This is a genomic window from Leifsonia sp. A12D58, assembly GCF_047530025.1.
Taxonomy (GTDB): domain Bacteria; phylum Actinomycetota; class Actinomycetes; order Actinomycetales; family Microbacteriaceae; genus Cryobacterium.
On record NZ_JBLJAT010000004.1, the window covers coordinates 159,437 to 181,303 of the forward strand.

A 21,867-nucleotide genomic window follows, 5' to 3' on the forward strand; every position below is an offset into this window, starting at 1 on the left:
AGGACGGTTACAGTTGGATGTCCCGGTCGTCAAGGTGAGAGTGTCATTGTGTCTGAGTTTCCGCTGTCGCTCGAGCAGGCAGAAGTGTTTGCCGCCATCGAGGGCACCAGGCAGAACGTGTTCGTCACGGGCCGTGCCGGTACGGGCAAGTCAACCCTGCTGAACCACCTGTCGTGGAACACCAGCAAGCAGATCGTGATTGCAGCGCCCACCGGTGTCGCCGCGCTCAACGTGGGCGGCCAGACCATCCACTCATTGTTCCGGCTGCCCATCGGTGTGATCGCCGACCACCCGATCGATCAGAACGACCAGGTGCGCAAACTCCTGAACACCATCGACACCCTGGTGATCGACGAGGTCTCGATGGTGAATGCCGACCTGATGGATGCCATCGACCGCAGCCTCAGGCAGGCCAGGCAGCGCCCGAATGACACATTCGGTGGCGTACAGATCGTGCTGTTCGGTGACCCGTACCAGCTGGCTCCCGTGCCGGGTGATGCCGATGAGCGCGCCTACTTTGCCGATACCTATCGCTCCCTCTGGTTCTTCGATGCCAAGGTGTGGCGCGATGCCGAATTGCGCATCTTCGAGCTGTCTAATGTGCACCGCCAGCGTGATGCCGACTTCAAGTTCATGCTCAACGCTGTGCGCCACGGCCAGGTCACCGCCGAGATCGCCGGCGCGCTCAACGCGATGGGCGCACGCCCAGCGCCGACAGAGGGCGCGATCACCCTGGCGACCCGCAACGACGCGGTGAACCGCATCAACGCATCGGCTCTGAAAAAGCTCTCCGGCCGCGCGCTGACGGCGAAAGCCGACGTGACAGGTGACTTCGGTGGCCGCACGTTCCCTGCCGACGAGACGCTTGAACTCAAGGTCGGCGCGCAGGTGATGTTCCTGCGCAACGACTCACCTGCCGACGGTGGCGTTCGCTGGGTGAACGGCAGCATCGGTACCGTGACCAAGATCGATTCGACGGTCTATGTCGACATCGACGGTGAAACGCACGAGGTTGAGCCGGCGATCTGGGAAAAGTACAAGTACACGTATAACCCGACAACAAAGAAACTCAGCCGCAACGTGGTCGCCGAGTTCACCCAGTTTCCGCTGCGCCTGGCCTGGGCCGTCACCATTCACAAGTCGCAGGGTGCGACCTACGAGCGTGCAGTCGTCGACCTGGGTGCCCGCGCCTTCAGCCCCGGACAGACATATGTCGCCCTCAGCCGGCTCACCAGCCTGGAGGGTCTCTATCTCACCAGGCCACTGCGCCCGAGCGACATCATGGTCGACGAGAACGTGCAGCGCTTCATGAGCGCGAGTGCGCGCCCGGTCTGACCGGAATTAATTACCTGATCAGACCGCGAAAGTTGCATCGAGCGCTCCGCGCAGGTCTGCAATGAGGTCGTCGGTGTCTTCCAGCCCCACCGAGAAACGCAGGTGCCCGAAGCGCTTGAACTCCTCGGGATAGTGCGCGACTCGTGCACCCTCAGTGCCCACGTGCACAATGAGCGACTCGTCATGCCCAAGCGACACTGCCGAGGTGATCAGGCGCAGGTTGGCGACGAAGCGGTTCTGAGTTTCGGAATCACCATCGACGGCGAATGCCAACATGGCGCCGAACCCATGGCTGAACTGTCGCACTGCGACGTTGTGCTGCGGATGCGAGGCCAGACCGGGGTACGCCACGTATGCCACACGGGGGTCGGCATCCAGAAACTCGGCGATCCGGGCGGCGGATGCCATGTGCTGACGCAGCCGGAGCGGCAGCGTCACCGATCCGCGCATGATCAGCCAGGCATTGAACGGGCTGATCACACCGCCCACATCGACCATCGCGTCGTTCTTGACCAGCTGCACCAGGTCGCGACGGCCGATGACGGCACCGCCCATGGCATCCCCGTGCCCGTTGATGTACTTGGTGAGCGAGTGCACGACGAGGTCGGCTCCGAGCTCAATCGGCCGGAGCAGCGGCGGGGGAGTGAAGGTGGAATCGACCACGAGCAGTGCGCCTGCCTCGTGCGCGACCTCGGCGATTGCCGCAATGTCGGAGACGGCGGTCGTCGGATTGGCAATGGCCTCGACGTGGATGAGCCGGGTCTCGGGGGTGATCGCTGCACGCACCGCCTCCGGGTCACTGGCATCGACCAGTGTGGCGTGGATGCCGTATTTCTCGGGCAGCAGCTCGGTCAGCAGACGGTAGGTCGCCTCATACGTGACACTCGCGACAACGACATGGTCTCCACTACGCAGCAGGGTGAAGAACACCGCGTGCAGGGCGGCAACTCCGCTGGCCAATGCAACGGCATCCTCTGCGCCTTCCAGTGCCGCCAGTTTCTGCTGCAGGCCCAGCTGATTGGCGCCGGAATTGCGCGTGTACAGCGGGATGTCGGTGCCCGACCAGCTCACCGACGATGGATCCGCCGGCAACGCGTATGAATTCGCCATCACAATCGGTGTGCGGATGGCGCCGCTGCCGGCATCCACCACGTTGCCGGCATGCACGGCTCGAGAGAACTCGGCGAGCGTTGCGGGCAGGTGCTTATCTGGGCGGCCGGTCATTGCTCGACACTAGTGCCGATTCGGGCATTGATGCACGGTTCTTACCTTGCATGACGCTGAGTAAATTTGTGGCCAGAACGTCATTCTTAGGAATGACCCTCTGCGCTTTCGGCGCAGGTAGTATCCCAAGTACAGGGGGAAGTTCGTCGGTTTGGGGAAGCCATGAATATGCACAAAAAGAACGCCAGGGGTGCTGCACTGCTGGCGATGCTCACCATCGCAGCACTAGGACTTTCGGGGTGTACACCAGCTGCAGATGCGGCGATCGACGGCCACGGGCAGCTTTCAAGTGCCTTCGACGCGGCGACCACCGAGAAGCTGAACGCCGCTCTTGCCGACGGAATCGCCTGGTCGGCGTCCTCGGGCGGAATCGCCGACGTGTCGGCACCCTGGGGCGGCAAATGGGTCGTCGGCAGCGGCACGACAACGATTGGCGGCGCGACGCCGATGGCAGCGGACATGCACTTTCGCATCGGCTCAACCACCAGGCCGATGACCTGCACCGTATTGCTCAAGCTTGTCGATACCGGCGAGGTTGCGCTCGACGACAAGGTTTCGAAATACCTCACCCGGATGCCGGATGCCGAGGACTTCACCCTCGGTGAGCTCTGCCAGGGCACGTCGGGTATCGCTGACTACACCACCAATCTCGCCACACAGTTCGTGCGCAATCCGACGAGGATCTGGCCACCTGTGGAATTGCTCTCGACCGGGCTTGCCAAGGAACGGACGGAAACTCCCGGTGGCGGGTGGGCGGATTCCAACTCCGGGTTCGTGATGCTCGGACTCGCGCTAGAGGCGGCCACCGGCCAGAGCTGGGATTCGCTGTACAAGCAGTACATCTTTGATCCCGTGGGAATGGACGACACCTCGTTCCCTGACCGCAGCGATTTCTCGCTTCCCGCGCCGGCTCCTCAGGGTTATTCAGCTGGGATCAATGCCGACGGTTCAACTGTCTGCGACCCGATGGTCAATGACACTGCGTTGTCGAACTCGATGTCGTGGGTGTCTGGGGGAGTCGTATCCACTGTCGGCGACCTGTCGAAGTGGGCGCGCACACTAGCTGAGGGTTCTCTGGTGTCGAAGAAGTCGGCCACCGCGCAGTGGACAACGATCCCGAAGGGCGCCAACGCGGCGTCCTGGCAGGGTTACGGTCTCGGCGTGCAGCAACTGGGTCCGATGCGCGGGCACAGCGGTTCGATCCCTGGCTTCGTCACTGCGGCGTTTGCCGACCCGGACAGCGGCCTGACCGTCGTGGTGATGCTGAACAACTCGACGGCGGGAGTCGGTTTCGCCGAGGCGCTGGCGGAGCGATTCGTGTCGATCGCCGCCCAGGCCCCTGCCGTCGGGGGAGCCCGAGCACCCGGGCTCGAGCTGCCGTGGTCAGAAGATCAGGCAACTGCGGCGATGAAGGCCGGTGCCGTGTGCCAGCCGCCTGCAGGTTGACCCGTCCAGTGGTCGCCCACCGGGCATCCGCTGTCAGTACTTCGTTGATCATTGGCACGATATCGGGGGCGTCGATTCTGCTCGATCCTTAGGCTTGAGGCATGACGATCACGCCTGACAGCAAAGACTGGACCTGGGTACTTGAGCGACCCTGCCCCGAATGCGGCTTTGTGTCTGCGGCGGTGGATTTCGACGAAATACCGACTCTGGTCAGGGAGAATGCTGCCGCGTGGGTTCCCGTTCTCAAGCGAGCGGATGTCGCGGTGCGCCCTGATGACCACACCTGGTCCGCGCTGGAATACGCAGTGCACGTGCGAGACGTCTTTCGGATCTTTGCCGTACGCCTGGCGCTGATGCGCAACGAGGATGACCCGTTGTTTGCGAACTGGGACCAGGACGCCACGGCGATTGCCGAACGATACAACGAGCAAGACCCGGCGACGGTCGCCACAGAATTGGCGGCAGCTGCCGAGGTGGTGGCATCCGCATTCGAAGCTGTTCCTGCAGACGAACGCGACAGGTCGGGGCGTCGCAGCGACGGTGCATCGTTCACCGTGACGACGATGGGGCAGTATTTCGTGCATGACCCCGCCCATCACCTGCACGATGTGAGCTGACGCCGAATCAGGGTCAGAGGGGCGTTGTCAGCGCGATGATCACCAGCGGGAGCGTGCGGACCGCATATGGCGAGGTTGCAACGTTCGGGGATTTATCGTTTGACAGGATCGATTCCTGCATTGCTGACTCGCAGACATCGATGATCATCCGCGTGGCGTCCACTGAATCCATGATGAACTTCAGCCCGACGCTGGCCAGGGCCGCATCGAGCCGCTCGGCCAGGCGGAGTCGAAAATCGTGCTGATACTCAAGGAACCGTGCGGCCTGGCTGATGTCGCGCATGGCGTGGAGGCGGAATTCTGACTGCATGAGGGTCCAGCGTCGATCATCCATCTGCAGGTTGAGGAAGGAGGTGACGATGTCTGAGACAGAAACGCTGTCTGTCGCCGACGTCGCGTCAAGGCCAGGGAGGATCTCATCGATGCCCTGCTGCAGTTCATTGAAGCGGGCGAGCATCTCGCGCTCGGCCAGCGCGAAGAACAGCTCTTCTTTTGAGTCGAAGTTCGAGTAGAAGGCGCCGCGGGTGAACCCGGCGCGCTCGGTGATCGCCTCGACGCTTGAGGCGTGCACGCCGGTTTCTGCGAACACCTCGTATGCGGCTTCGAGCAGACGCTCGCGGGTCTTGCGTCGCCGGGCGGTGTCACCCTGACCGACCTCGTGGGCCACATGCTGCTGCATCTTGCCACCTTAAAAACAGTAGATTGCGATACACCACTGTATCGAATCTGGGGGATATTTGATGCGCAAGTGCCTCTTATGCGTTGAATCGACACGCACAGGCTGAAACGTTGCTGGGAGAAATTGCGATACACGAATGTATTGGATACGTTTGCGTATTGGATACGGCGTTGTATTTAGAACGCCCGCAGCGACTGCGCGCGTTCACTCCTCGAGACTTTTCTTTGCACCACATCAGCACACTCTTCTAGGGAGATCGCGTGTCCTCACTGCTGTATTCGCTCGGCCGCTGGGCGTTCAAGGCCAGGCGACTGGTGCTCGTGGGCTGGATCCTGGTGCTCGCCCTCGTTGGTGGTGGTGCGCTGGTCTTCAATCAGGGCCTCGACAACGCGATCTCCATCCCCGGAACAGAATCGCAGGAAGCACTCGACTCCCTGGCGACAACGTTCCCGCAGGTGAGTGGGGCATCGGCCCAGATCATCGTCGTCGCACCAGAGGGCAGCACCGTCGAAGACGACGCGATGAAGACAGCCATCACGGATGCCATCACCGCGATTGACGACCTCGACCAGGTCGCGCAGGCAGTCTCACCGTTCGATGAAAACCTCACTGGTGCGGTAAGCGACGACGCGACGGCCGCGCTCATCAGCGTGCAACTCGACGGCGAAGCCTCAGACATCACCCCCGACACCACGCAGGCACTCGAAGACGAGACTGCCGCACTGCAGGCCGCGCTTCCGGAGGACGCTGTCGCCTCGCTCGGCGGCCAGCTGTTCAGTCAGAGCTTCCCAGCGCTCAGCCTCATCGAGCTCATCGGTGTCGGAGTTGCCCTGCTGGTGCTCATCCTCACCTTTGGTTCGTTCCTGGCCGCCGGCATGCCGCTCGCAAGCGCCCTGCTCGGTGTTGGCATTTCCATCGCGCTGATCTTCGTCGCAACGGCCTTCGGCCCGATCACCTCGACGACCCCGATGCTCTCGCTCATGCTGGGACTGGCGGTCGGCATCGACTATGCGCTCTTCATCATTGCGAGACACCAGGAGCAGCTCACAGACGGCCTCGACGCCGAGGAGTCGGCGGCACGCGCCGTGGCAACCGCCGGTTCCGCCGTCATCTTTGCTGGTCTGACCGTAATGATCGCGCTCGTCGGCTTGAGCGTCGCCGGTATCCCGTTCCTCACCACAATGGGTGTCGCAGCCGCCGTGGGTGTGGCGGTCGCGGTGCTTGTTTCGCTGACGCTGATCCCCGCCTTCCTCGGATTCGCCGGCGACCGTCTGCGTCCGAAGCGCTCGCGCACCACGAGCTCGCGCCGCCGGGGCCGCAAGGCCGTCGCGACGCCGGCAGCCGCGCTGGCAACCGCGCCAGCCACCACGGCAGCAGATGCGCCAACAGCCACCATGACAACGGACGAAACCAGCGGCGAGTACACCGGCCACCCCGCAGCCGCTGGCGCCTCATCCGCCGAACTGCACGCCGGCAAGAACCGCTTCTACGTGGGCTGGGTGCGTGCTGTCACGCGCTTCCCGATCGTAACCATCGTCGCCGTTGTCGTCGGGCTCGGGCTCGTTGCCGCCCCAGCGCTCGGACTGCGCCTGGCCCTGCCGGATGCCGGGGGGCTGCCGGAGGACAACTCGGCGCGCATCACGTACGACCTCGTTTCTGAGCACTTCGGTCAGGGCTTCAATGGTCCGCTGATCGTCACGGGCAGCATCGTCTCGAGCACTGACCCCGTTGGCCTGATGGATGACCTGGGCGACGAGATCGCTGGCCTCGACGGTGTCGCAGCTGTGCCGCTCTCCACCCCGAACGAGGCAGCAGACACCGGAATCGTGCAGGTCATCCCCACCGGCAGCCCCGACTCTGAAGAGACCAAGGCGCTTGTCAGTGAACTGCGCTCACTGCACCAGCATTTCCTCGACGAATACGGCATCGACGTGTCGGTCACCGGGTTCACCGCCGTCGGCATCGATGTGTCGGACAAGCTCGGCGGCGCCCTGGTTCCATTCGGCCTGATCGTCGTCGGCCTCTCGCTGATCCTGCTCACCATGGTGTTCCGCTCAATTGCCGTACCGATCAAGGCGACGCTCGGCTACCTGCTCAGTGTTGCCGCCTCGTTCGGCGTCGTCGCCCTGGTGTTCGAATACGGCTGGTTCGCCGACCTGCTCAACGTGACGAGAGAAGGCCCGGTCATCAGCTTCATGCCGATCATCCTGATGGGTGTGCTCTTCGGTTTGGCCATGGACTACGAGGTGTTCCTCGTCGCCCGCATGCGCGAAGACTTCGTGCATTCGGGCAAGGCGAGGCAGTCGGTTGAGACCGGCTTCGTCGGCTCGGCCAAGGTCGTCACGGCTGCCGCGATCATCATGTTTGCCGTCTTTGCCGCATTCGTTCCGGAGGGCGACGTCAACCTCAAGCCCATCGCGCTCGGTCTGGCCGTCGGTGTATTCGTCGACGCATTCATCGTGCGGATGACCCTGGTGCCTGCAGTGCTCGCGCTGCTCGGCGACAAGGCCTGGTACATGCCGAAGTGGCTCGACCGCATCCTGCCGTCGTTCGACGTCGAGGGGGATGGCCTGCACAAGGAACTTGCGCTGCGCAACTGGCCGGCAGCCGGCTCGCACGACGTGGCGAATGCCGAGGGTCTCACCCTGTCTGCCGCCGGCACCCCGTTGTATTCGGATGTCGCGTTCTCGCTGCCCGAGAACGGCACGCTGGTGATCAGCAGCGAGCGTGAGGTGTCAGTCACCGCGCTGGTGCTCACCGTCTCCGGCCGAATGGAAGCGGATGCGGGACGCCTCAAAGTGGCCGGCTTCGTCTTGCCTGTGCGGGCGGCATCGGTGCGCTCTCGGGTCGCATTCGTCTCGCTCGGCGAGGCTGCTGACCCGGCACGCACGATGGCTGCGGCGCTGCGGGAGAAGCCGCGGATGATCGCGATCGACGGTCTTGACCACGTGAGCGATGCAGTTGTGCGCCGCAACATCTACGACCTGTTGGTCTCGGCCGGCGTCACGGCCAGCCAGTCGGGACGCACGCTGGCGATCGTCGTCGGCACCACGCATCCCGACCTGATCCTCGATGCAATTCCCGGCGCTGATGTCGCCGAAACCGTGCTTCTGTCCTCGTCCGACCTGTCTCACACCGAAGAGGTGACCGCATGAGCACCCCGCTCGCACGTCTTGGTCTCGCCCGCACGAACGGCAGGGTGACCTGGTTATCGATCGTCGGCGTCATCCTGGTACCGCTGGTGATCGCCGGCATCCTGATCTGGTCCCTCTGGAACCCACAGGACCGCCTCGACACCGTGAATGCCGCGATAGTCAACAACGACGCACCCGTCACGATCGACGGCCAGATGGTTCCACTCGGTCGGCAACTCTCTGCAGGCCTCGTCGGGGGAGCCGACTCGGCGTCCGGCAGCGAGAGCGATACCGCCAGCACTGACAGTTCGTTCAACTACAACTGGGTGATCACCGATGAGAGTGACGCAGCGGATGGGCTGGCCAGTGGCCGCTTCGCCGCTGTGGTGACGATTCCAGAGAACTTCTCGGCAGCGGCCACCTCGTTCTCTGGCGATGCAGCGGATGCCGAGCAGGCGACGATCGACGTCTCGACGAGCGACAAGAGTCGGCTCGTGGATGACGCCATCAGCCAGGTCATCACAACCACGGCTGCCGGCCTGGTCGGCAACCAGCTCACCACGACCTACCTCGAGAACATCTACCTCGGCTTCAATACGCTGGGCGACCAGCTGGGAACAGCTGCGACCGGGGCTGGCTCGCTGGCCTCCGGCGCGACAGCGCTGTCGGATGGCGCCACGTCGCTCGCCGACGGAACCTCAGAGCTCGCGGCAGGTGCCTCTAGCCTCTCATCAGGTATTTCGCAGCTGACCGATGGTGTTTCGCAGCTGTCGGGCGGACTCACTACGTTGCAGCAACAGACGGCAGCCCTCCCCGACCAGGCTGGCCAGCTGGCCAGCGGTGCGCAGGGTGTCGCGACCGGCATCACTCAGGTCAACGGCGTCATGGCCCAGCAGGCTGAGCAGCTGCAGGCGCAGCTCGCCGCGTTGCAGGGCATAGCGGTGGCAGTCTGCACCCCGTCGGCCGGAGCTTCGGCACCGGCGGACCCCGCCCTCTGCCAGTCGATCCAGCAGCAGGTCGGTTCGATTGCGACTGTTGTCGGCACGGCAGCAGGCACCCTCAGCGCTGTGTCTTCCTCGACCGAGTTGTCGGGCGGAGCAGGTCAGGTCGCAGCCGGAATGTCGCAGTTCGCTGCTGGGATGCCCGCGCTGACCGCCGGAATCGGTCAGTCGGCATCCGGTGCTGCAGCCCTGGCCGCAGCCGGATCCGCTGTGAACTCCGGCACCGCAGAGCTGTCGGACGGCGTCTCGACGCTGGCCGAGGGCGCACAGGGCCTCGCCGATGGCGTTGCAAGCGCGAACGATGGTGCGGCCTCGCTGGCCACCGGCTTGAAAACGGCTGTCGACCAGCTGCCCACATACTCGGATGATGAGCGCACCCAGCTGGCTACTGTCGTGGCCCAGCCTGTGGTCACCAACGATTCAAGCGGCATCGGCTTCGGCACGAACGGCGTTCCGTTCTACGCCACGCTCGCCCTGTGGCTCGGCGGTCTCGCAAGCCTGATCGTGCTTCGCGCGGTCCCGACCAGCGCGCTCGGTTCGACCAGGTCGTCACTCTCGCTCGCCGTCAAGGCGCTGCTGCCCGCCGCACTCGTCGGTGCGCTGCAAGGGCTCTTCGTCACCGGGATCCTGTCTACTGTGGTCGATCTCGACGTGGGCGGATGGTTCGCCTTCACGGGCATCGCCGTCCTTGTCGGCATCGCATTCGCCGCGACCAACCAGGCGCTCGTAGCCCTGCTCGGTGGCGCAGGTCGGTTCGTCTCGATGATCATTGCACTGGTCCTCATCGGCACGAGCATCATTGCGACGGCTCCGGCGTTGCTCGACGACGTGCTCGGCGTGATGCCGGTGCAGCCAGCCCAGGAGGCCTTCCGCGCTGTGATCTCGGGCGGCGCCGGTGGCGGAGCGATCGTCGGACTTGTCGTCTGGGCTCTCGCCTCACTCCTGATCACCACGCTGGCCATCGCGCGCAAGCGCACGGTCACGACCAGCCAGCTGGTGCTCGCGACCGCCTAGCGGTTAGTCGATGAGCTGGCGCTGCAGAAATGACGTGGTGCGCGCAAAAGCGAGTGCCGCGGCGTTCTTGTCGAGCAGATCGGGGACTGAGGCGTTGGCGAATGAGTGCTCCGTGCCGAAATAGTCGTGGCGTTCGACGGTTGTGCCGTCTTCCCTGAGCCGTTCGACGAACGAGTCGGGGTCGCCGGACGGCGCCCACTCGTCGATCTCGGCGAAATGCAGCTGCACCGGGCACGGCAGCACCCGATGTTCGTCATCGTCGAGTGTGGCGTAATAGGAGACGGCGGCATCAATCTCACCCGACTTGGCCAGGGTGAGCGAGAACCAGCCGCCCATCGAAAAGCCGATCAATCCGATGTGAGGCGCTCCTGCTGCTCGTTCACTGCGTGCGAGGTCGCCGATGTGGTCGAGCGCGCCAGCCAGGTCGAGTTTGTCGAGCAGGCCCTCTGCGGCTGCTTCGTCGGTGGTCGCCCATCCGTTGTAGAGATCGGGAATGAGCACGTGGAAGCCCTGCTGGGCGATGGCGCGACCGTAGTCCTCCAGCCACGGGAGCCGCCCGTACCAGTCGTGCACGATGACCACAACGGGGTTGCTGGTGCGGCCGTACTCGAGGGGGAGCCCGGGAAAGGGGATCTGGACGAGTGCCATGCTGCCCACCCTAACCCGTTGATACAGACTACGGTGAGGGAAAACATTGCGCTTTAGACGGGGGATCAGATGACCGATTTCGACCTGTCGGCTGTGATAAGTCCCACCTTGCTGGTGATCGATTTCATCATTCGAATCGTCGCGCTCATCGTCATTCCGCGCAATCGCAAACCGACGGCCGCCACGGCCTGGCTGCTGGCCGTGTTCTTCATTCCGTATGTCGGGCTGCTGTTCTTCCTGTTGATCGGCAGCTCGAAGCTGCCGAAGTCACGGCGTCTGAAGCAGGAACAGATCAATACGTTCATCCTTGACAGCACTGAAGGCATGGATCTGGTGCTGCGCAAGCATCCGTGGCCCAAGTGGCTGGAGTCTGTGGTGCGGTTGAATCGCACCCTGGGCGCGATGCCCCTCGTTGGCGGTAACTCGGCCACCTTGCTCGGCGACTATGGCGAGTCAATCGCTGCGATGACAGCCGACGTCAACCGCGCTGAGCGATTCGTGCACTGCGAGTTCTACATCATGTCGTACGACGATGTCACTGCCGACTTCTTCGAGGCCCTCGACAACGCCGGCAAGCGCGGTGTCGTCGTGCGGGTACTTCTCGACTACGTGGCATCCATGCGGTCTCCGCGGCATAAGGAGACGGTGGCCAAGCTCAACGAAATCAGTGTGCAGTGGCACTTCATGCTTCCTGTGCAGCCGTTGAAGGGTAAGTACCAGCGCCCGGACCTCCGCAACCACCGCAAGCTGTTGGTGATCGATGGCCATGTCGGGTTCATGGGGTCGCAGAACATGATCGACCGCAGCTACAACATCCGGAAGAACATCAAACGGGGACTGAAGTGGCAAGACCTCATGACGCGGCTGCACGGTCCGATCGTGTCTGGCGTCAACGCGATCTTCATCACCGACTGGTTCAGCGAGACCGACGAACTGCTCAGCCGCGAGATCGAACCGATTAAAGCGGATGTCATGGACAACCCGAACGCACCGCTCGACTGCCAGGTCGTGCCGAGCGGGCCGGGGTTCGAGGGTGAAAACAATCTGCGCCTGTTTCTCGCGCTGCTCTACAACGCAGAAGAGCGCATCATCATCACGAGTCCGTATTTCGTGCCAGACGAGTCGATGATGTACGCCATCACGACCGCGACGCAGCGGGGCGTCGAGGTGCAGCTGTTCGTCTCGGAGATCGGCGACCAGGCACTCGTCTTCCACGCGCAGCGCTCGTACTACGAGGCGCTGTTGCGGGCCGGTGTGCAGATCTGGATGTACAAAGCGCCGTTCATCCTGCACGCTAAGCACTTCACCATCGATGAAGACGTGGCAGTGATCGGGTCGAGCAATATGGACATCCGTTCGTTCAGTCTGAACATGGAGGTGTCTCTGATGGTGCGCGGGCGCAGCTTCGTTGCTGACATGCGCGAGATCGAAGCCGGCTATCGCGCCGTCAGTCGGGAGTTGACGCTGGAAGAGTGGCTGAAGCGGCCGCTGCGCTCAAGCGTGCTCGACAACCTGGCCAGGCTGACCTCGGGTCTGCAGTAGGGCTGGTCTGCTCCCGGACATACAGAAGCGCGGCCCGGGTTCGAAAACCGAGGCCGCGCTTCGTGATGCTGCTGATGCGGGTTTAGTACCAGTTCATTGCCTGGGAGTGTGACCATGCGGAGCAGGGTGAGCCGTACGAGCTCTTGATGTACTGGAGTCCCCAGGCGATCTGCGTGCTCGGGTTGGTCTGCCAGTCTGAGCCGGCAGAGGCCATCTTGCTGCCCGGAAGTGCCTGCGGGATACCGGTGGCGCCACCGTTCGAGTTGTATGCCGTGTAAGACCAGCCGGATTCCTTCTGCCACAGGTTGACGAGGCAGCTGAACTCACCCTCGCCCCAGCCATAGTTAGAGGAGGCCATGCTGCGGGCGACTGCCTTCGCGGCGGCCGGCGTCTTCGAAGCGCTGGAGGCAGCGAGGGCTGCGGCGTCTGCCGCGGCCTGTGCAGTGGCCCGAGCTGCAGCTTCCGCGGCTGCGGCTTCTGCTGCCTGTGCTTCTGCGGCGGCCTGTGCAGCCGCGGCGGCCTCTGCTGCAACACGGTCAACCTCTGCGGCGGCGGCCTGGACCGACTGTGCAGTGGTCTGTGTCGTCTTCGCGAGGCTGGCAATGGTGACGGAGTCTAGAGAACGGTAGTTGCCGAGTGAGGCGACCGATGACACGAGCGGAGTGGCGTCAACCTTGCCCTGCGCGCTGGCGATGACCTGGTTGGCCGATGCGATGGTTGACTCTGCGTACTCGTGGGTGCGCTCGCGGTTCGGCGTGAGGAACGACGTCAGCTGGATGTGCGAGCTGGACTGCACGCCTTCTGCTGCACTCGCTGAGATGGCGTTAGCCGGCGGAGTTGCTGCATCGTCAAGATAAATGGAGCCAACGAGGAGTCCGGCCGAGAGCACTGTTGCTCCTGCTGCGATCAAGCGGCGACGGTTGCGCTGCTGGGAGTTGCGGTTCTTGCGCGTGGCGCTGGGGGTTCCGGTGGTGCTGGTTGATACGGGCGCTACGGATGATTCAATTTTGTCGGTATGCATTACTTCCAAATTTGTGAGCAGCCGGTATCGCCGCGCATGTCGCGCGTAATCCTGGTCACTCCGGTGTTGTGGATGAGCTCGGGTTGCTCATTCGCGAAGTTGCAATCATGCAAGACCTTTCTGGATAATCCCTCAGTTTCACCTGTGCAACACGTGCATTCGGCCGATTCGCCGGCCTTGATCAGCACTTTAATTTCTGCGCGGATGTGGTTGCAGGGGTGCACAATGGCCGCATGGCTACCGATAATTCGGGTCCGTCCCGCACGCGTTCGCGGCCGACCGTGCTCGACCGGTTCTATGACATCGGCGTAGTGCTCAAAGGCATCGACGGTGCCGTGGAGCTAGCCGTCGGCCTTTTATTGTGGCTGGCTCCCGGGGCGCTGGCTGGCCTGCTCGGCAGGGCAGCGGATGATCTGGCGGCCGAGCCATCGGAGTTCAGGCACGATCTCGCCGAATACATCGCTCGACTTGATCACGACCTGGCATACGGGCCCCTCACCTTCGTGATCCTCTTCCTGATCCTGCACGGGGTGGTGAAGCTGGCACTGGTGTACTGCCTCCTCAAGAAGCTCTATTGGGCGTATCCGTTTGCCCTCGCCCTGCTGAGCCTGTTCCTCGTCTATCAGGTGTACGCGCTCCTCACGCAGCCCACGGTCTGGATGCTGATTTTCACGCTGCTTGACGTGGCGATCATCTACCTCGTCTATCGGGAGTACCGAGAGATTCGGGCGGAGGTGGCCAGCGCGCGGATGGACAAGCCTGCTGCGGACAGCCCAGACGCGGATAAGCCGGACGACGCATCTACGCTGTAACGATGAGCGCTGATAAGCCTGCTTTCGCCCCGGTTTCCGTCCCGGTGTCTGTTCGTGCGGCCGGCCCAGCCGATTATGCGGAGTGGGCAGAGCTATTTCGGCGCTACCGGGAGTTCTATGCACTGGTGCCAGACGAGTCCGTGATCGAGCGGGTGTGGGGTTGGATCATCGACGAGACCGCGGAGGTGCACGCATTTGTGGCAGCCGTCGACGGAAAACTAGTGGGTCTCGCGCACTATCGACGATTTGCACGGCCCTCGACGGGCAGCATCGGCATCTTTCTCGACGATCTGTATACGTCGCCGTCATCGCGAGGTGCAGGAGTGGGACGCGAGCTGCTTCGCGAGCTGTCGGTACTGGCGGCTGTTGAAGGGCGTTCTGTCGTGCGCTGGATCACCGCGGAAGACAACACCCGCGCTCGTCGGCTCTATGATTCTGCGGCCACACAGACGAAATGGGTCACGTACGACTTAGCGCCCGGTTCTCTCTAGGTCACCAGTAGGAGCATCCACTGTCCTGCTGCCAGTCCGAGCGCCGATGCTTGCGCAGATGATCCGGGTATGGCAGCGTGACAACCGGAGCCCGTCTGATCATCGACGCGGCGCCATCCGTGTGGGGGCACTGTAGCTTCTGCTCAGCCCTCAGGAGATGCGAGTGCCACGATGAACCTCGAAAGTGACGCCGAGCAGGATCAACGGCCGGCCGCCCACCATCGTCGCCGCTCACGCTGGAGCGGTGTTCGCCCGTATCTGAAGGGCACAGCGCTTGCGCTCGCCGTGGTTCTCGTCAGCGGGGTCTCACTCGGTGGCATCTATGTGTGGCAGCTCGGCGCGAAGGTTGGCGACAACGCGCTCGACATCTCAAACGGTACCGAGGTGCCAGATGCCGATCAGCCCGGAATGGATGCCTTCACGGGCGGGTTCAGCGTGCTGGCCGTCGGCGCCGACAATGCGACAGGACAGAGCGAAGCGTACGGCGACCGTGGCAGGGCGTTGAACGACGTGAACATTTTGTTCCACGTCTCTGCCGATCACCAGAGCGCTGTGGTGATGAGCCTGCCGCGCGACCTTGTGATTCCCCAGCCGTCGTGTGTCGACCCGGAGACAGGCGAAGAGTTCGATGAGGTCTACGCTGAGCCGCTAAACGACGCATTCGGTCGCGGTGGCCTGGGTTGTGTGAAAGCGACGATCGAAGAGCTCACCGGGCTATCGATTCCCTATGCGGCCCTGTTCACCTTTGAGGGAACGGTGGCGATGAGCGATGCCGTCGGCGGCGTTCCGATCTGCCTCGACAGCGCGATCTACGACCCGTGGTCAGGTTTGGACCTTCCCGCGGGCGTCACGAACGTGTCCGGCCAGCAGGCGCTTGCGTATCTGCGGTCGCGTAAGGGCGTCGGCAGCGGCAGCGATCTCTCCCGCATCACGTCTCAGCAGGCATACATGTCGTCCCTGATGCGCGTGATGAAGAGCAGCGAGACGCTGACCGATGTGTCCAAGGTGCTTGGCCTGGCCAATGCGGCGGCCGAGCACGTGAGCCTGTCACAATCTCTCGCCAGCATCACCACCATGGCGAGCATGGCCCTCACCCTGAAAGACCTCGATCTCGACAAGCTCGTCTTCGTGCAGTATCCGGTTGAAGAAGACCCAGACAATTCCAACAAGGTCGTGCCGTCGCCCGATCTGGCTGAGCGGTTGATCGCGAAGATCCTGGCCGACGAGCCATTTGTGCTCGATGAGGCGTCGTTGGGTGAGGATGTCGTGCTCGACCCGGCAGCGCCGGTCGCTCCGCCGGCTCCTGACGACGCGGGAGGCGCGGAGGACTCAGCGGCACCGATCGAGACCGAGGTGCCTGTGGGCACGGAGTCGCCTGCAACCCCCGAGGTGCTTGACGGGCTGCGCGGCCAGACAGCCAGCCAGCAGACGTGTTCGGTGGCCAACTGAGCGGGGGTGGCCAGCGCTGGCTCGGGGTTACGGGTTGGGCGCGGGTTCCACTGCGGTTTCAGGCGTCTGACGCCCTGACCCCGACATCTCGACAGAGCCATCGGTGGCCCAGACGATAGTGATATCTGTCGGTTGTGCGGGATCCGTTGCGCCAGGGAACGTGAGTTCTGTCAGGGTCTGAAGTCGCATGCCCATAGACGGGAAATCCGGATCACGCACGCACGACGCCGTGTAGTTAAGGCGGGATCCTGCGATCAGGAGGCATACCAAGCCCGACGTTGACCTGACGGCGTAGGCAACAGGGAAGAATTCGCCAACGGTTCCCTGCAATAGCCGAAATGTACTCTGATCGAACGTGTCAGGGATGAGTTGCGTCGGGATATCTTCCGGCGTCTGCCCAGTATTGAACACGTCAAGGGCCTTCGCCCTGGATGCCGTGGGAGTCGGAGTAGCGGATGTCGTTGGCTGAGTCGCGGATGACACATCCGCACTGCCCTGGCCGAGCTGTGTGCCGATCCCGACGCCGAGGATCAGAGCTGCGGTGATGCCCAGGCCGATGGCCGTGCTGCGCGACGGGCGACGCCACAATGCCGGGGAAAGCGACGGGGACGAGGTCAGGTGCGCCGGGTCGCCAACGTGCGCCGAGTCGTCATTGCGCCTCGGGTCACCCGCGGGTTCTCGAGCGTCCACACCGGCCGCCACTCGGTCGACGGCAAGCGCGAGATCGATATCGAGGGCTGTGTCGAGGTCGAAGGCAGCGTCGAGATCTCTGTCGAGGGCGGTGTCACTATCGCGGGGAGCCGTGCGTGCAGCCAGAACTGTAGTGACAGCATCCTCGATCGCCTCCCGCTCGAACCTGATCTCCGCTTCGAGTTCTGGTAGCCGTGAGGCCGCAGCAGGGTCAGCCAGTCCGCCGCCATCCTTCGAAAAGAGCTGGTGTTGCAGGTCGCGCAGTTCGGTTGCGGGTGCAGTCCGGCCGCTCGGCGCCGGTTCGGTCGGATGTTCCAGCCACCAGAGCGCATCGAGAACTGAATGCTGCCCGGTGTACACCTCGGTGACATCCGCTCGAAATCGGTCGTCACGAAGTGCCTGTTCATAGGCACTTTCGTCGCGCGCGTCCGCCATACACATCCCCGCTTTGTTGTTGTGCTGCACATCCTGACATACGTCGGCGCGATGCGCGGCTTCGCGAGGCTGTCCGTGGCTTCACGAGAGACGTCTAGTTCGCCACCTTCGTGCCCACCACGACCGTCGCGTCCAGGCCATCGGAGTGCACCACTCGCGTATCGAGGCCATGGCCGGCGAGGATACCCGCAGTCCGCGGTGCTTGCAGCGCGCTCGTCTCGATGAGGACATGGCCGCCGGGGGAGAGCCAGCGCAGCGCGTCTTGCGCAACGCTGCGCTGCACATCGAGTCCGTCTTCTCCGCCGTCAAGGGCGATCAGTGGCTCGTGCAGGCGCGCTTCCGGCGGCATCATGGCGATGGCATCCGTTGGAACGTATGGCGCATTGACGACCAACAAGTCGACCCGATTCTGCAGGATGCGCGGCAGCGAGTCGTAGAGATCTCCCTCGTACACCTGGCCGCCGAGCGGGTCGAGGTTGCGGCGGGCACAGCGCACTGCGGCGGGTTCGATGTCGGTGGCGTGCACATCCGCATCGGGTAACACGATGGCCAGAGCAGCTCCCACAGCACCGGTTCCGCAACAGAGGTCAACGATGACCTCTGGGTCCCTGGCCAGGTTGATGGCCTCACGCACAAGCAGCTCGGTGCGACGGCGCGGTACAAAGACTCCGACGTCAACGCACACGCGCTGGCCGAAGAACTCCGCCCAGCCCAGGATGTACTCGAGCGGCACGCCGGCGACGCGCTGGTCGACCGCACGGGTCAACGCATCCTGGTTGCCGTCGGCTGCCGCAAGCAGAAGATCGCCCTCATCCTCGGCGAAGACGCAGCCGGCAGCCCTCAGCGTGAGGATGACGTCGGAGCGAGTGGTGGCGAGTGGTTGAGCTGTCATGGAAGCGCCTTTCGGTCGTCCGGTGGTCACATTATGCGTCCGTACGGCGCTCGCGCGCCGGTTTCGAGCCATCTGCACACCTGCGCGGCGGGTGAAACTGAGGCTGATGAAACAGCGAGTGTCGGCGTGGAGCATCCGCTCTGGGGCAGAACTGAGCTTTGCTAGAGGCATCGGTATGTGCCGAGTAACGAAGAGGGGCAGCCATGGGATTGTTCGATCGCCGAAAGGTTGCGGTGCCAACCGCGCCGCCCAAACCGCAGAAGCCACTGAACCCGCAGCGGACCCAGTGGAACGACGGCTTCGGACGCGTCGCCACCCGCAGCGTGCAGATCATCGCCGTGCTCATCGTTGTGGGCGCGCTGATCTTCGGCATCACCCAGCTCAGCCTGGTGTTCATCCCCATCGTGATCGCGCTCATCCTGGCCTCGGCGATCAACCCATTCATGCGCTGGATGCGCGCTCGCCGCGTGCCCGACATCCTGGCGACCTGGATCGCGCTGCTCGCGCTGCTTGCCATCCTGGGCGGTGTCGGCTGGTTGATCGTCAATGCAGTGCGCAACCAGTGGGGCGCGCTAGTTGACTCGGCGCAGGACGGAATCGTCACGCTGCAAGAATCGCTCGCGCATCTACCGTTCGCGATCACCACCGAACAGCTGGAGAGCATCCAGAAGACGGCCACCGATTTCATCACCAGCAGCCAGTTCGGCAGCGGGGCGCTGGCCGGAGTGTCGGCCGCGACGAGTTTCATCACCGGCCTACTTCTGATGGTTGTCGTTCTGTTCTTCTTCCTCAAGGACGGCCCCCGCATCTGGGAGTTCATCCTCCGACCATTCACCGGTGAGCAGTACGAGCGCGCTCGCCGCATCGGCGACAAGACGGTGTCCACACTGGGCGGCTACGTGCGGGGCACGTCGATCGTCGCCGCCGTGGATGCCATCGGTATCGGTGTCGCGCTTGCAATTCTCGGCGTGCCGCTGTGGCTGCCTCTGTCCGTCATCGTCTTCCTCTCCTCGTTCATCCCGCTTGTCGGAGCCACCGTCGCCGGAGCGCTTGCCGCCTTGGTCGCGCTGGTTGCCAACGGTCCGTTGACCGCGCTTATCGTGATCATCGTCGTCATCGGGGTGAACCAGATCGAGGGCAATTTCTTGCAGCCCGTGGTGATGGCGAGGTCGCTCAAGCTTCACGCGCTCGTCATTCTGCTCGCGTTGACCATCGGTACGATCGTCGGCGGCATCGTCGGGGCCGTACTTTCTGTACCGATCGCCGCCGTGGCGTGGGGAATCGTGAAGATCTGGAACGGTCCGAACGAGCCAGCAGAGCCTGCACGACAAAAGCGCCCGGAATAACCGGAACGCGGGGCTTCCTTCGGTGCAGTAACTGCATTTATTCAGGTTCTGCAGTTATTCTGCGAACATGACTGAACCTATTCTGCAAGCCAGGGACATCGGCAAGTCCTACGGGAGTGGCGATGGCCGCTTCGACGCGCTGAAGGGCGTCAGCCTCGACGTACACAAGGGCGAGTCAGTGGCCATCGTCGGCAAGAGCGGATCAGGCAAGTCGACCCTCATGCACTTGCTCGCGCTGCTCGATGACCCCGATCGCGGCACGATCAGCATCGGCGGCAAGGATGCGAAGTCACTGAAGCCTCGCGAGCTCAACAAGCTGCGCAACGAAGATTTCGGCTTCGTCTTCCAGCAGTTCTTCCTCACCCCGAACTCGACAGTTCTTGAGAACGTGACGCTGCCGCTGATGATCGCCGGAGTCGGAACCAGGGAGCGCAAGGCTCGTGGCATGGCGGTGCTCGAGCAGATGGAGCTGGCCGACAAGGCCAAGAACAAGGCCACCGACCTGTCGGGCGGCCAGAAGCAGCGTGCTGTCATCGCTCGCGCGCTCGTCAACAACCCTTCGGTGATCTTCGCCGACGAGCCCACAGGAAACCTTGACACCGCCACGGGCGCCGTCGTCGAAGACATCCTGTTCTCGCTCAACAAGACACAGGGCATCACGCTCATCATCGTCACGCACGACGTTGACCTGGCGGCGCGGTGTGACAGGCAGTTCTTCATCAAGGACGGCCTCGAGGCAGTGCCCGATGCCGAAACGGCGGCACTTATGACCACCGGCTCCATCGACTCTGCAGCAGAGGTACGCGCATGAACTTCCTCGACGTTCTGAAATCAGCGATTTCAAACACCTTCCGCAACAAGGTGCGCACCACGCTCACCGTCATCGCGATCTTCATCGGTGCATTCACCTTGACGATCACCAGTGCTATCGGCGCGGGTGTCTCGAACTACATCGACTCCCAGGTTGCATCGATCGGCGGCAGCGACATGCTGATGGTGTCAGCGGCTACCGATGACGCACCGGCCTCCGATGGTCCGGCTCCCTACGATCCAGACGCATTGAGCTCATCCAACGGTTTCACGCTACTCAGCTCTGACGACGTCGATGCGATCGCCGCCACTGACGGCATCGTCGACGTACAACCGGTCGTGATGCTCTCGCCTGACTACCTTGAATTCGGCGACAACGGCAAGTACCAGCTGACGATCAACTCGATAGCCGGCATTGCCACGATCGACCTGGCCGCCGGCTCCCAGCTGACGAACGGCACCGGAGAGAACCAGATTCTGCTCTCTAAGTCATACGTCGAAGGCATCGGGTTCGACGATGCCGAATCCGCAATCGGGCAGACCGTGACGATCGCGATCGCCGACTTCCAGGGCACGCAGCATGTCGTGGATGCCACTGTGCAGGGCGTGCAGAACGACTCGCTGTTTGCCGCGGGTGCCGGCGTCAATGCTGAACTGCGCGACACGCTCGACGCACTCCAGAAGACAGGGATGCCCGCGGGGGTCGCGAGCGGATACGCGATGACCGTTGCGTATGTCGCACCTGATGCGACGGCTGACCAGGTCGATGCCGTCAAGGCCGACCTTGCCGACCAGGGCTTCTCGGGACTCACCGTCGCGGATCAGATTGGCGTCATCCAGAGCGTGATCGATGGAATCATCGGCGTGCTCAACGCCTTCGCCGTTATCGCACTGATCGCCGCCGGATTCGGCATCATCAACACGTTGCTGATGAGCGTGCAGGAGCGAACCCGCGAGATCGGACTGATGAAGGCCATGGGTATGGGCGGCGGAAAGATCTTCGCCCTGTTCAGCCTTGAGGCAATCTTCATCGGCTTCCTCGGCTCGGCCATCGGTGCGATCGTCGCGATTGCCCTCGGCAGCGGACTCAGCAGCCTGCTCTCGAGCACCGTGCTGTCAGCTCTGCCCGGACTGACGATCATGCTGTTCACGCCGGCATCCGTTGCCACCATCATCGGAATTGTCATGCTGATCGCCTTCCTCGCCGGAACGCTGCCAGCCAGGCGCGCGGCCAGTCAGAACCCGATTGACGCACTCCGCTACGAGTAAAGCTGGGGTATG

General features: G+C 63.1%; 18 protein-coding genes. 12 read left to right on the forward strand and 6 right to left on the reverse strand.

Going from position 1 to position 21,867, the window contains the following annotated elements; translation table 11 throughout:
- Positions 1-48 precede the first annotated feature (48 nt).
- Entirely contained in the window at positions 49-1,335 is a 1,287-nt protein-coding gene (locus ACMT3I_RS11510; protein ID WP_414804626.1) for an ATP-dependent DNA helicase, read from the forward strand.
- A gap of 18 nt (positions 1,336-1,353) precedes the next feature.
- On the opposite strand, the gene ACMT3I_RS11515 is transcribed toward ACMT3I_RS11510, so the two are convergent.
- Positions 1,354-2,559: a trans-sulfuration enzyme family protein gene (locus ACMT3I_RS11515; RefSeq protein WP_414804627.1), complete on the reverse strand. Its 1,206-nt coding sequence runs from the start codon at positions 2,557-2,559 to the stop codon at positions 1,354-1,356.
- 168 nt (positions 2,560-2,727) lie between these two features.
- On the opposite strand from ACMT3I_RS11515, the gene ACMT3I_RS11520 reads away from it, so the two are divergent.
- Complete coding sequence (locus ACMT3I_RS11520; RefSeq protein WP_414804628.1) at positions 2,728-4,005, forward strand: serine hydrolase domain-containing protein; 1,278 nt, start codon at positions 2,728-2,730, stop codon at positions 4,003-4,005.
- 101 nt (positions 4,006-4,106) lie between these two features.
- Complete coding sequence (locus ACMT3I_RS11525) at positions 4,107-4,622, forward strand: DinB family protein (protein ID WP_414804629.1); 516 nt, start codon at positions 4,107-4,109, stop codon at positions 4,620-4,622.
- A gap of 13 nt (positions 4,623-4,635) precedes the next feature.
- Here the strand turns inward: ACMT3I_RS11525 and ACMT3I_RS11530 are convergent, their stop codons facing one another.
- Positions 4,636-5,301 carry a TetR/AcrR family transcriptional regulator gene (locus ACMT3I_RS11530; RefSeq protein WP_414804630.1) on the reverse strand — a complete coding sequence of 222 codons (666 nt, stop codon included), beginning with the start codon at positions 5,299-5,301 and terminating at the stop codon, positions 4,636-4,638.
- A 260-nt stretch (positions 5,302-5,561) separates the two neighbouring features.
- On the opposite strand from ACMT3I_RS11530, the gene ACMT3I_RS11535 reads away from it, so the two are divergent.
- Both ACMT3I_RS11535 and ACMT3I_RS11540 read left to right on the forward strand, forming a co-directional pair.
- On the forward strand, positions 5,562-8,456 hold the full coding sequence (locus ACMT3I_RS11535; RefSeq protein ID WP_414804631.1) for an MMPL family transporter: 2,895 nt from the start codon (positions 5,562-5,564) through the stop codon (positions 8,454-8,456).
- The gene (locus ACMT3I_RS11540) at positions 8,453-10,450 is read left to right on the forward strand and encodes a YhgE/Pip domain-containing protein (RefSeq protein ID WP_414804632.1); all 1,998 of its coding nucleotides are present in this window, start codon (positions 8,453-8,455) and stop codon (positions 10,448-10,450) included. Before ACMT3I_RS11535 ends, ACMT3I_RS11540 begins: the two co-directional genes overlap by 4 nt.
- Before the next feature lie 3 nt (positions 10,451-10,453).
- Here ACMT3I_RS11540 and ACMT3I_RS11545 read toward each other — a convergent pair whose 3' ends face one another.
- A complete protein-coding gene (locus ACMT3I_RS11545; protein WP_414804633.1) occupies positions 10,454-11,098 on the reverse strand; it encodes a dienelactone hydrolase family protein in 645 nt (214 codons plus the stop codon).
- Positions 11,099-11,167: 69 nt separating this feature from the next.
- Between ACMT3I_RS11545 and cls the strand changes: the two genes are divergently transcribed.
- Positions 11,168-12,640 carry a cardiolipin synthase gene (gene cls / locus ACMT3I_RS11550; protein ID WP_414804634.1) on the forward strand — a complete coding sequence of 491 codons (1,473 nt, stop codon included), beginning with the start codon at positions 11,168-11,170 and terminating at the stop codon, positions 12,638-12,640.
- Positions 12,641-12,722: 82 nt separating this feature from the next.
- Here cls and ACMT3I_RS11555 read toward each other — a convergent pair whose 3' ends face one another.
- Positions 12,723-13,661 carry a phospholipase gene (locus ACMT3I_RS11555; RefSeq protein WP_414804635.1) on the reverse strand — a complete coding sequence of 313 codons (939 nt, stop codon included), beginning with the start codon at positions 13,659-13,661 and terminating at the stop codon, positions 12,723-12,725.
- A 233-nt stretch (positions 13,662-13,894) separates the two neighbouring features.
- Between ACMT3I_RS11555 and ACMT3I_RS11560 the strand changes: the two genes are divergently transcribed.
- From ACMT3I_RS11560 to ACMT3I_RS11570, 3 genes are all read left to right on the forward strand, one after another.
- Positions 13,895-14,473, forward strand: a complete 579-nt coding sequence (locus ACMT3I_RS11560; RefSeq protein ID WP_414804636.1) for a DUF2127 domain-containing protein — start codon at positions 13,895-13,897, stop codon at positions 14,471-14,473.
- Between the two features lie 2 nt (positions 14,474-14,475).
- Entirely contained in the window at positions 14,476-14,964 is a 489-nt protein-coding gene (locus ACMT3I_RS11565) for an N-acetyltransferase family protein (RefSeq protein WP_414804637.1), read from the forward strand.
- Positions 14,965-15,135: 171 nt separating this feature from the next.
- The gene (locus ACMT3I_RS11570; RefSeq protein WP_414804638.1) at positions 15,136-16,413 is read left to right on the forward strand and encodes an LCP family protein; all 1,278 of its coding nucleotides are present in this window, start codon (positions 15,136-15,138) and stop codon (positions 16,411-16,413) included.
- A 27-nt stretch (positions 16,414-16,440) separates the two neighbouring features.
- On the opposite strand, the gene ACMT3I_RS11575 is transcribed toward ACMT3I_RS11570, so the two are convergent.
- Together ACMT3I_RS11575 and ACMT3I_RS11580 are read right to left on the reverse strand one after the other, a co-directional pair.
- Entirely contained in the window at positions 16,441-17,538 is a 1,098-nt protein-coding gene (locus ACMT3I_RS11575; RefSeq protein ID WP_414804639.1) for a hypothetical protein, read from the reverse strand.
- Between the two features lie 94 nt (positions 17,539-17,632).
- On the reverse strand, positions 17,633-18,430 hold the full coding sequence (locus ACMT3I_RS11580) for a putative protein N(5)-glutamine methyltransferase (RefSeq protein WP_414804640.1): 798 nt from the start codon (positions 18,428-18,430) through the stop codon (positions 17,633-17,635).
- 203 nt (positions 18,431-18,633) lie between these two features.
- Between ACMT3I_RS11580 and ACMT3I_RS11585 the strand changes: the two genes are divergently transcribed.
- From ACMT3I_RS11585 to ACMT3I_RS11595, 3 genes are all read left to right on the forward strand, one after another.
- Positions 18,634-19,776: an AI-2E family transporter gene (locus tag ACMT3I_RS11585; protein WP_414804641.1), complete on the forward strand. Its 1,143-nt coding sequence runs from the start codon at positions 18,634-18,636 to the stop codon at positions 19,774-19,776.
- A 67-nt stretch (positions 19,777-19,843) separates the two neighbouring features.
- Positions 19,844-20,587 carry an ABC transporter ATP-binding protein gene (locus ACMT3I_RS11590; protein ID WP_414804642.1) on the forward strand — a complete coding sequence of 248 codons (744 nt, stop codon included), beginning with the start codon at positions 19,844-19,846 and terminating at the stop codon, positions 20,585-20,587.
- Positions 20,584-21,855, forward strand: coding sequence for an ABC transporter permease (locus ACMT3I_RS11595; protein WP_414804643.1), 1,272 nt, complete (start codon positions 20,584-20,586; stop codon positions 21,853-21,855). The genes ACMT3I_RS11590 and ACMT3I_RS11595 overlap by 4 nt, the downstream gene beginning before the upstream one ends.
- Positions 21,856-21,867: the final 12 nt, after the last annotated feature.

Excerpts from the sequence above, each read along its gene's own strand:
- ACMT3I_RS11515 (WP_414804627.1), bottom strand. The coding sequence starts at position 2,559 with ATGACCGGCCGCCCAGATAAGCACCTGCCCGCAACGCTCGCCGAGTTC.
- ACMT3I_RS11520 (WP_414804628.1), top strand. The coding sequence starts at position 2,728 with ATGCACAAAAAGAACGCCAGGGGTGCTGCACTGCTGGCGATGCTCACC.
- ACMT3I_RS11525 (WP_414804629.1), top strand. The coding sequence starts at position 4,107 with ATGACGATCACGCCTGACAGCAAAGACTGGACCTGGGTACTTGAGCGA.
- ACMT3I_RS11530 (WP_414804630.1), bottom strand. The coding sequence starts at position 5,301 with ATGCAGCAGCATGTGGCCCACGAGGTCGGTCAGGGTGACACCGCCCGG.
- ACMT3I_RS11540 (WP_414804632.1), top strand. The coding sequence starts at position 8,453 with ATGAGCACCCCGCTCGCACGTCTTGGTCTCGCCCGCACGAACGGCAGG.
- ACMT3I_RS11545 (WP_414804633.1), bottom strand. The coding sequence starts at position 11,098 with ATGGCACTCGTCCAGATCCCCTTTCCCGGGCTCCCCCTCGAGTACGGC.
- cls (WP_414804634.1), top strand. The coding sequence starts at position 11,168 with ATGACCGATTTCGACCTGTCGGCTGTGATAAGTCCCACCTTGCTGGTG.
- ACMT3I_RS11555 (WP_414804635.1), bottom strand. The coding sequence starts at position 13,661 with ATGCATACCGACAAAATTGAATCATCCGTAGCGCCCGTATCAACCAGC.
- ACMT3I_RS11560 (WP_414804636.1), top strand. The coding sequence starts at position 13,895 with ATGGCTACCGATAATTCGGGTCCGTCCCGCACGCGTTCGCGGCCGACC.
- ACMT3I_RS11565 (WP_414804637.1), top strand. The coding sequence starts at position 14,476 with ATGAGCGCTGATAAGCCTGCTTTCGCCCCGGTTTCCGTCCCGGTGTCT.
- ACMT3I_RS11570 (WP_414804638.1), top strand. The coding sequence starts at position 15,136 with ATGAACCTCGAAAGTGACGCCGAGCAGGATCAACGGCCGGCCGCCCAC.
- ACMT3I_RS11575 (WP_414804639.1), bottom strand. The coding sequence starts at position 17,538 with ATGGCGGACGCGCGCGACGAAAGTGCCTATGAACAGGCACTTCGTGAC.
- ACMT3I_RS11580 (WP_414804640.1), bottom strand. The coding sequence starts at position 18,430 with ATGACAGCTCAACCACTCGCCACCACTCGCTCCGACGTCATCCTCACG.
- ACMT3I_RS11585 (WP_414804641.1), top strand. The coding sequence starts at position 18,634 with ATGGGATTGTTCGATCGCCGAAAGGTTGCGGTGCCAACCGCGCCGCCC.
- ACMT3I_RS11590 (WP_414804642.1), top strand. The coding sequence starts at position 19,844 with ATGACTGAACCTATTCTGCAAGCCAGGGACATCGGCAAGTCCTACGGG.
- ACMT3I_RS11595 (WP_414804643.1), top strand. The coding sequence starts at position 20,584 with ATGAACTTCCTCGACGTTCTGAAATCAGCGATTTCAAACACCTTCCGC.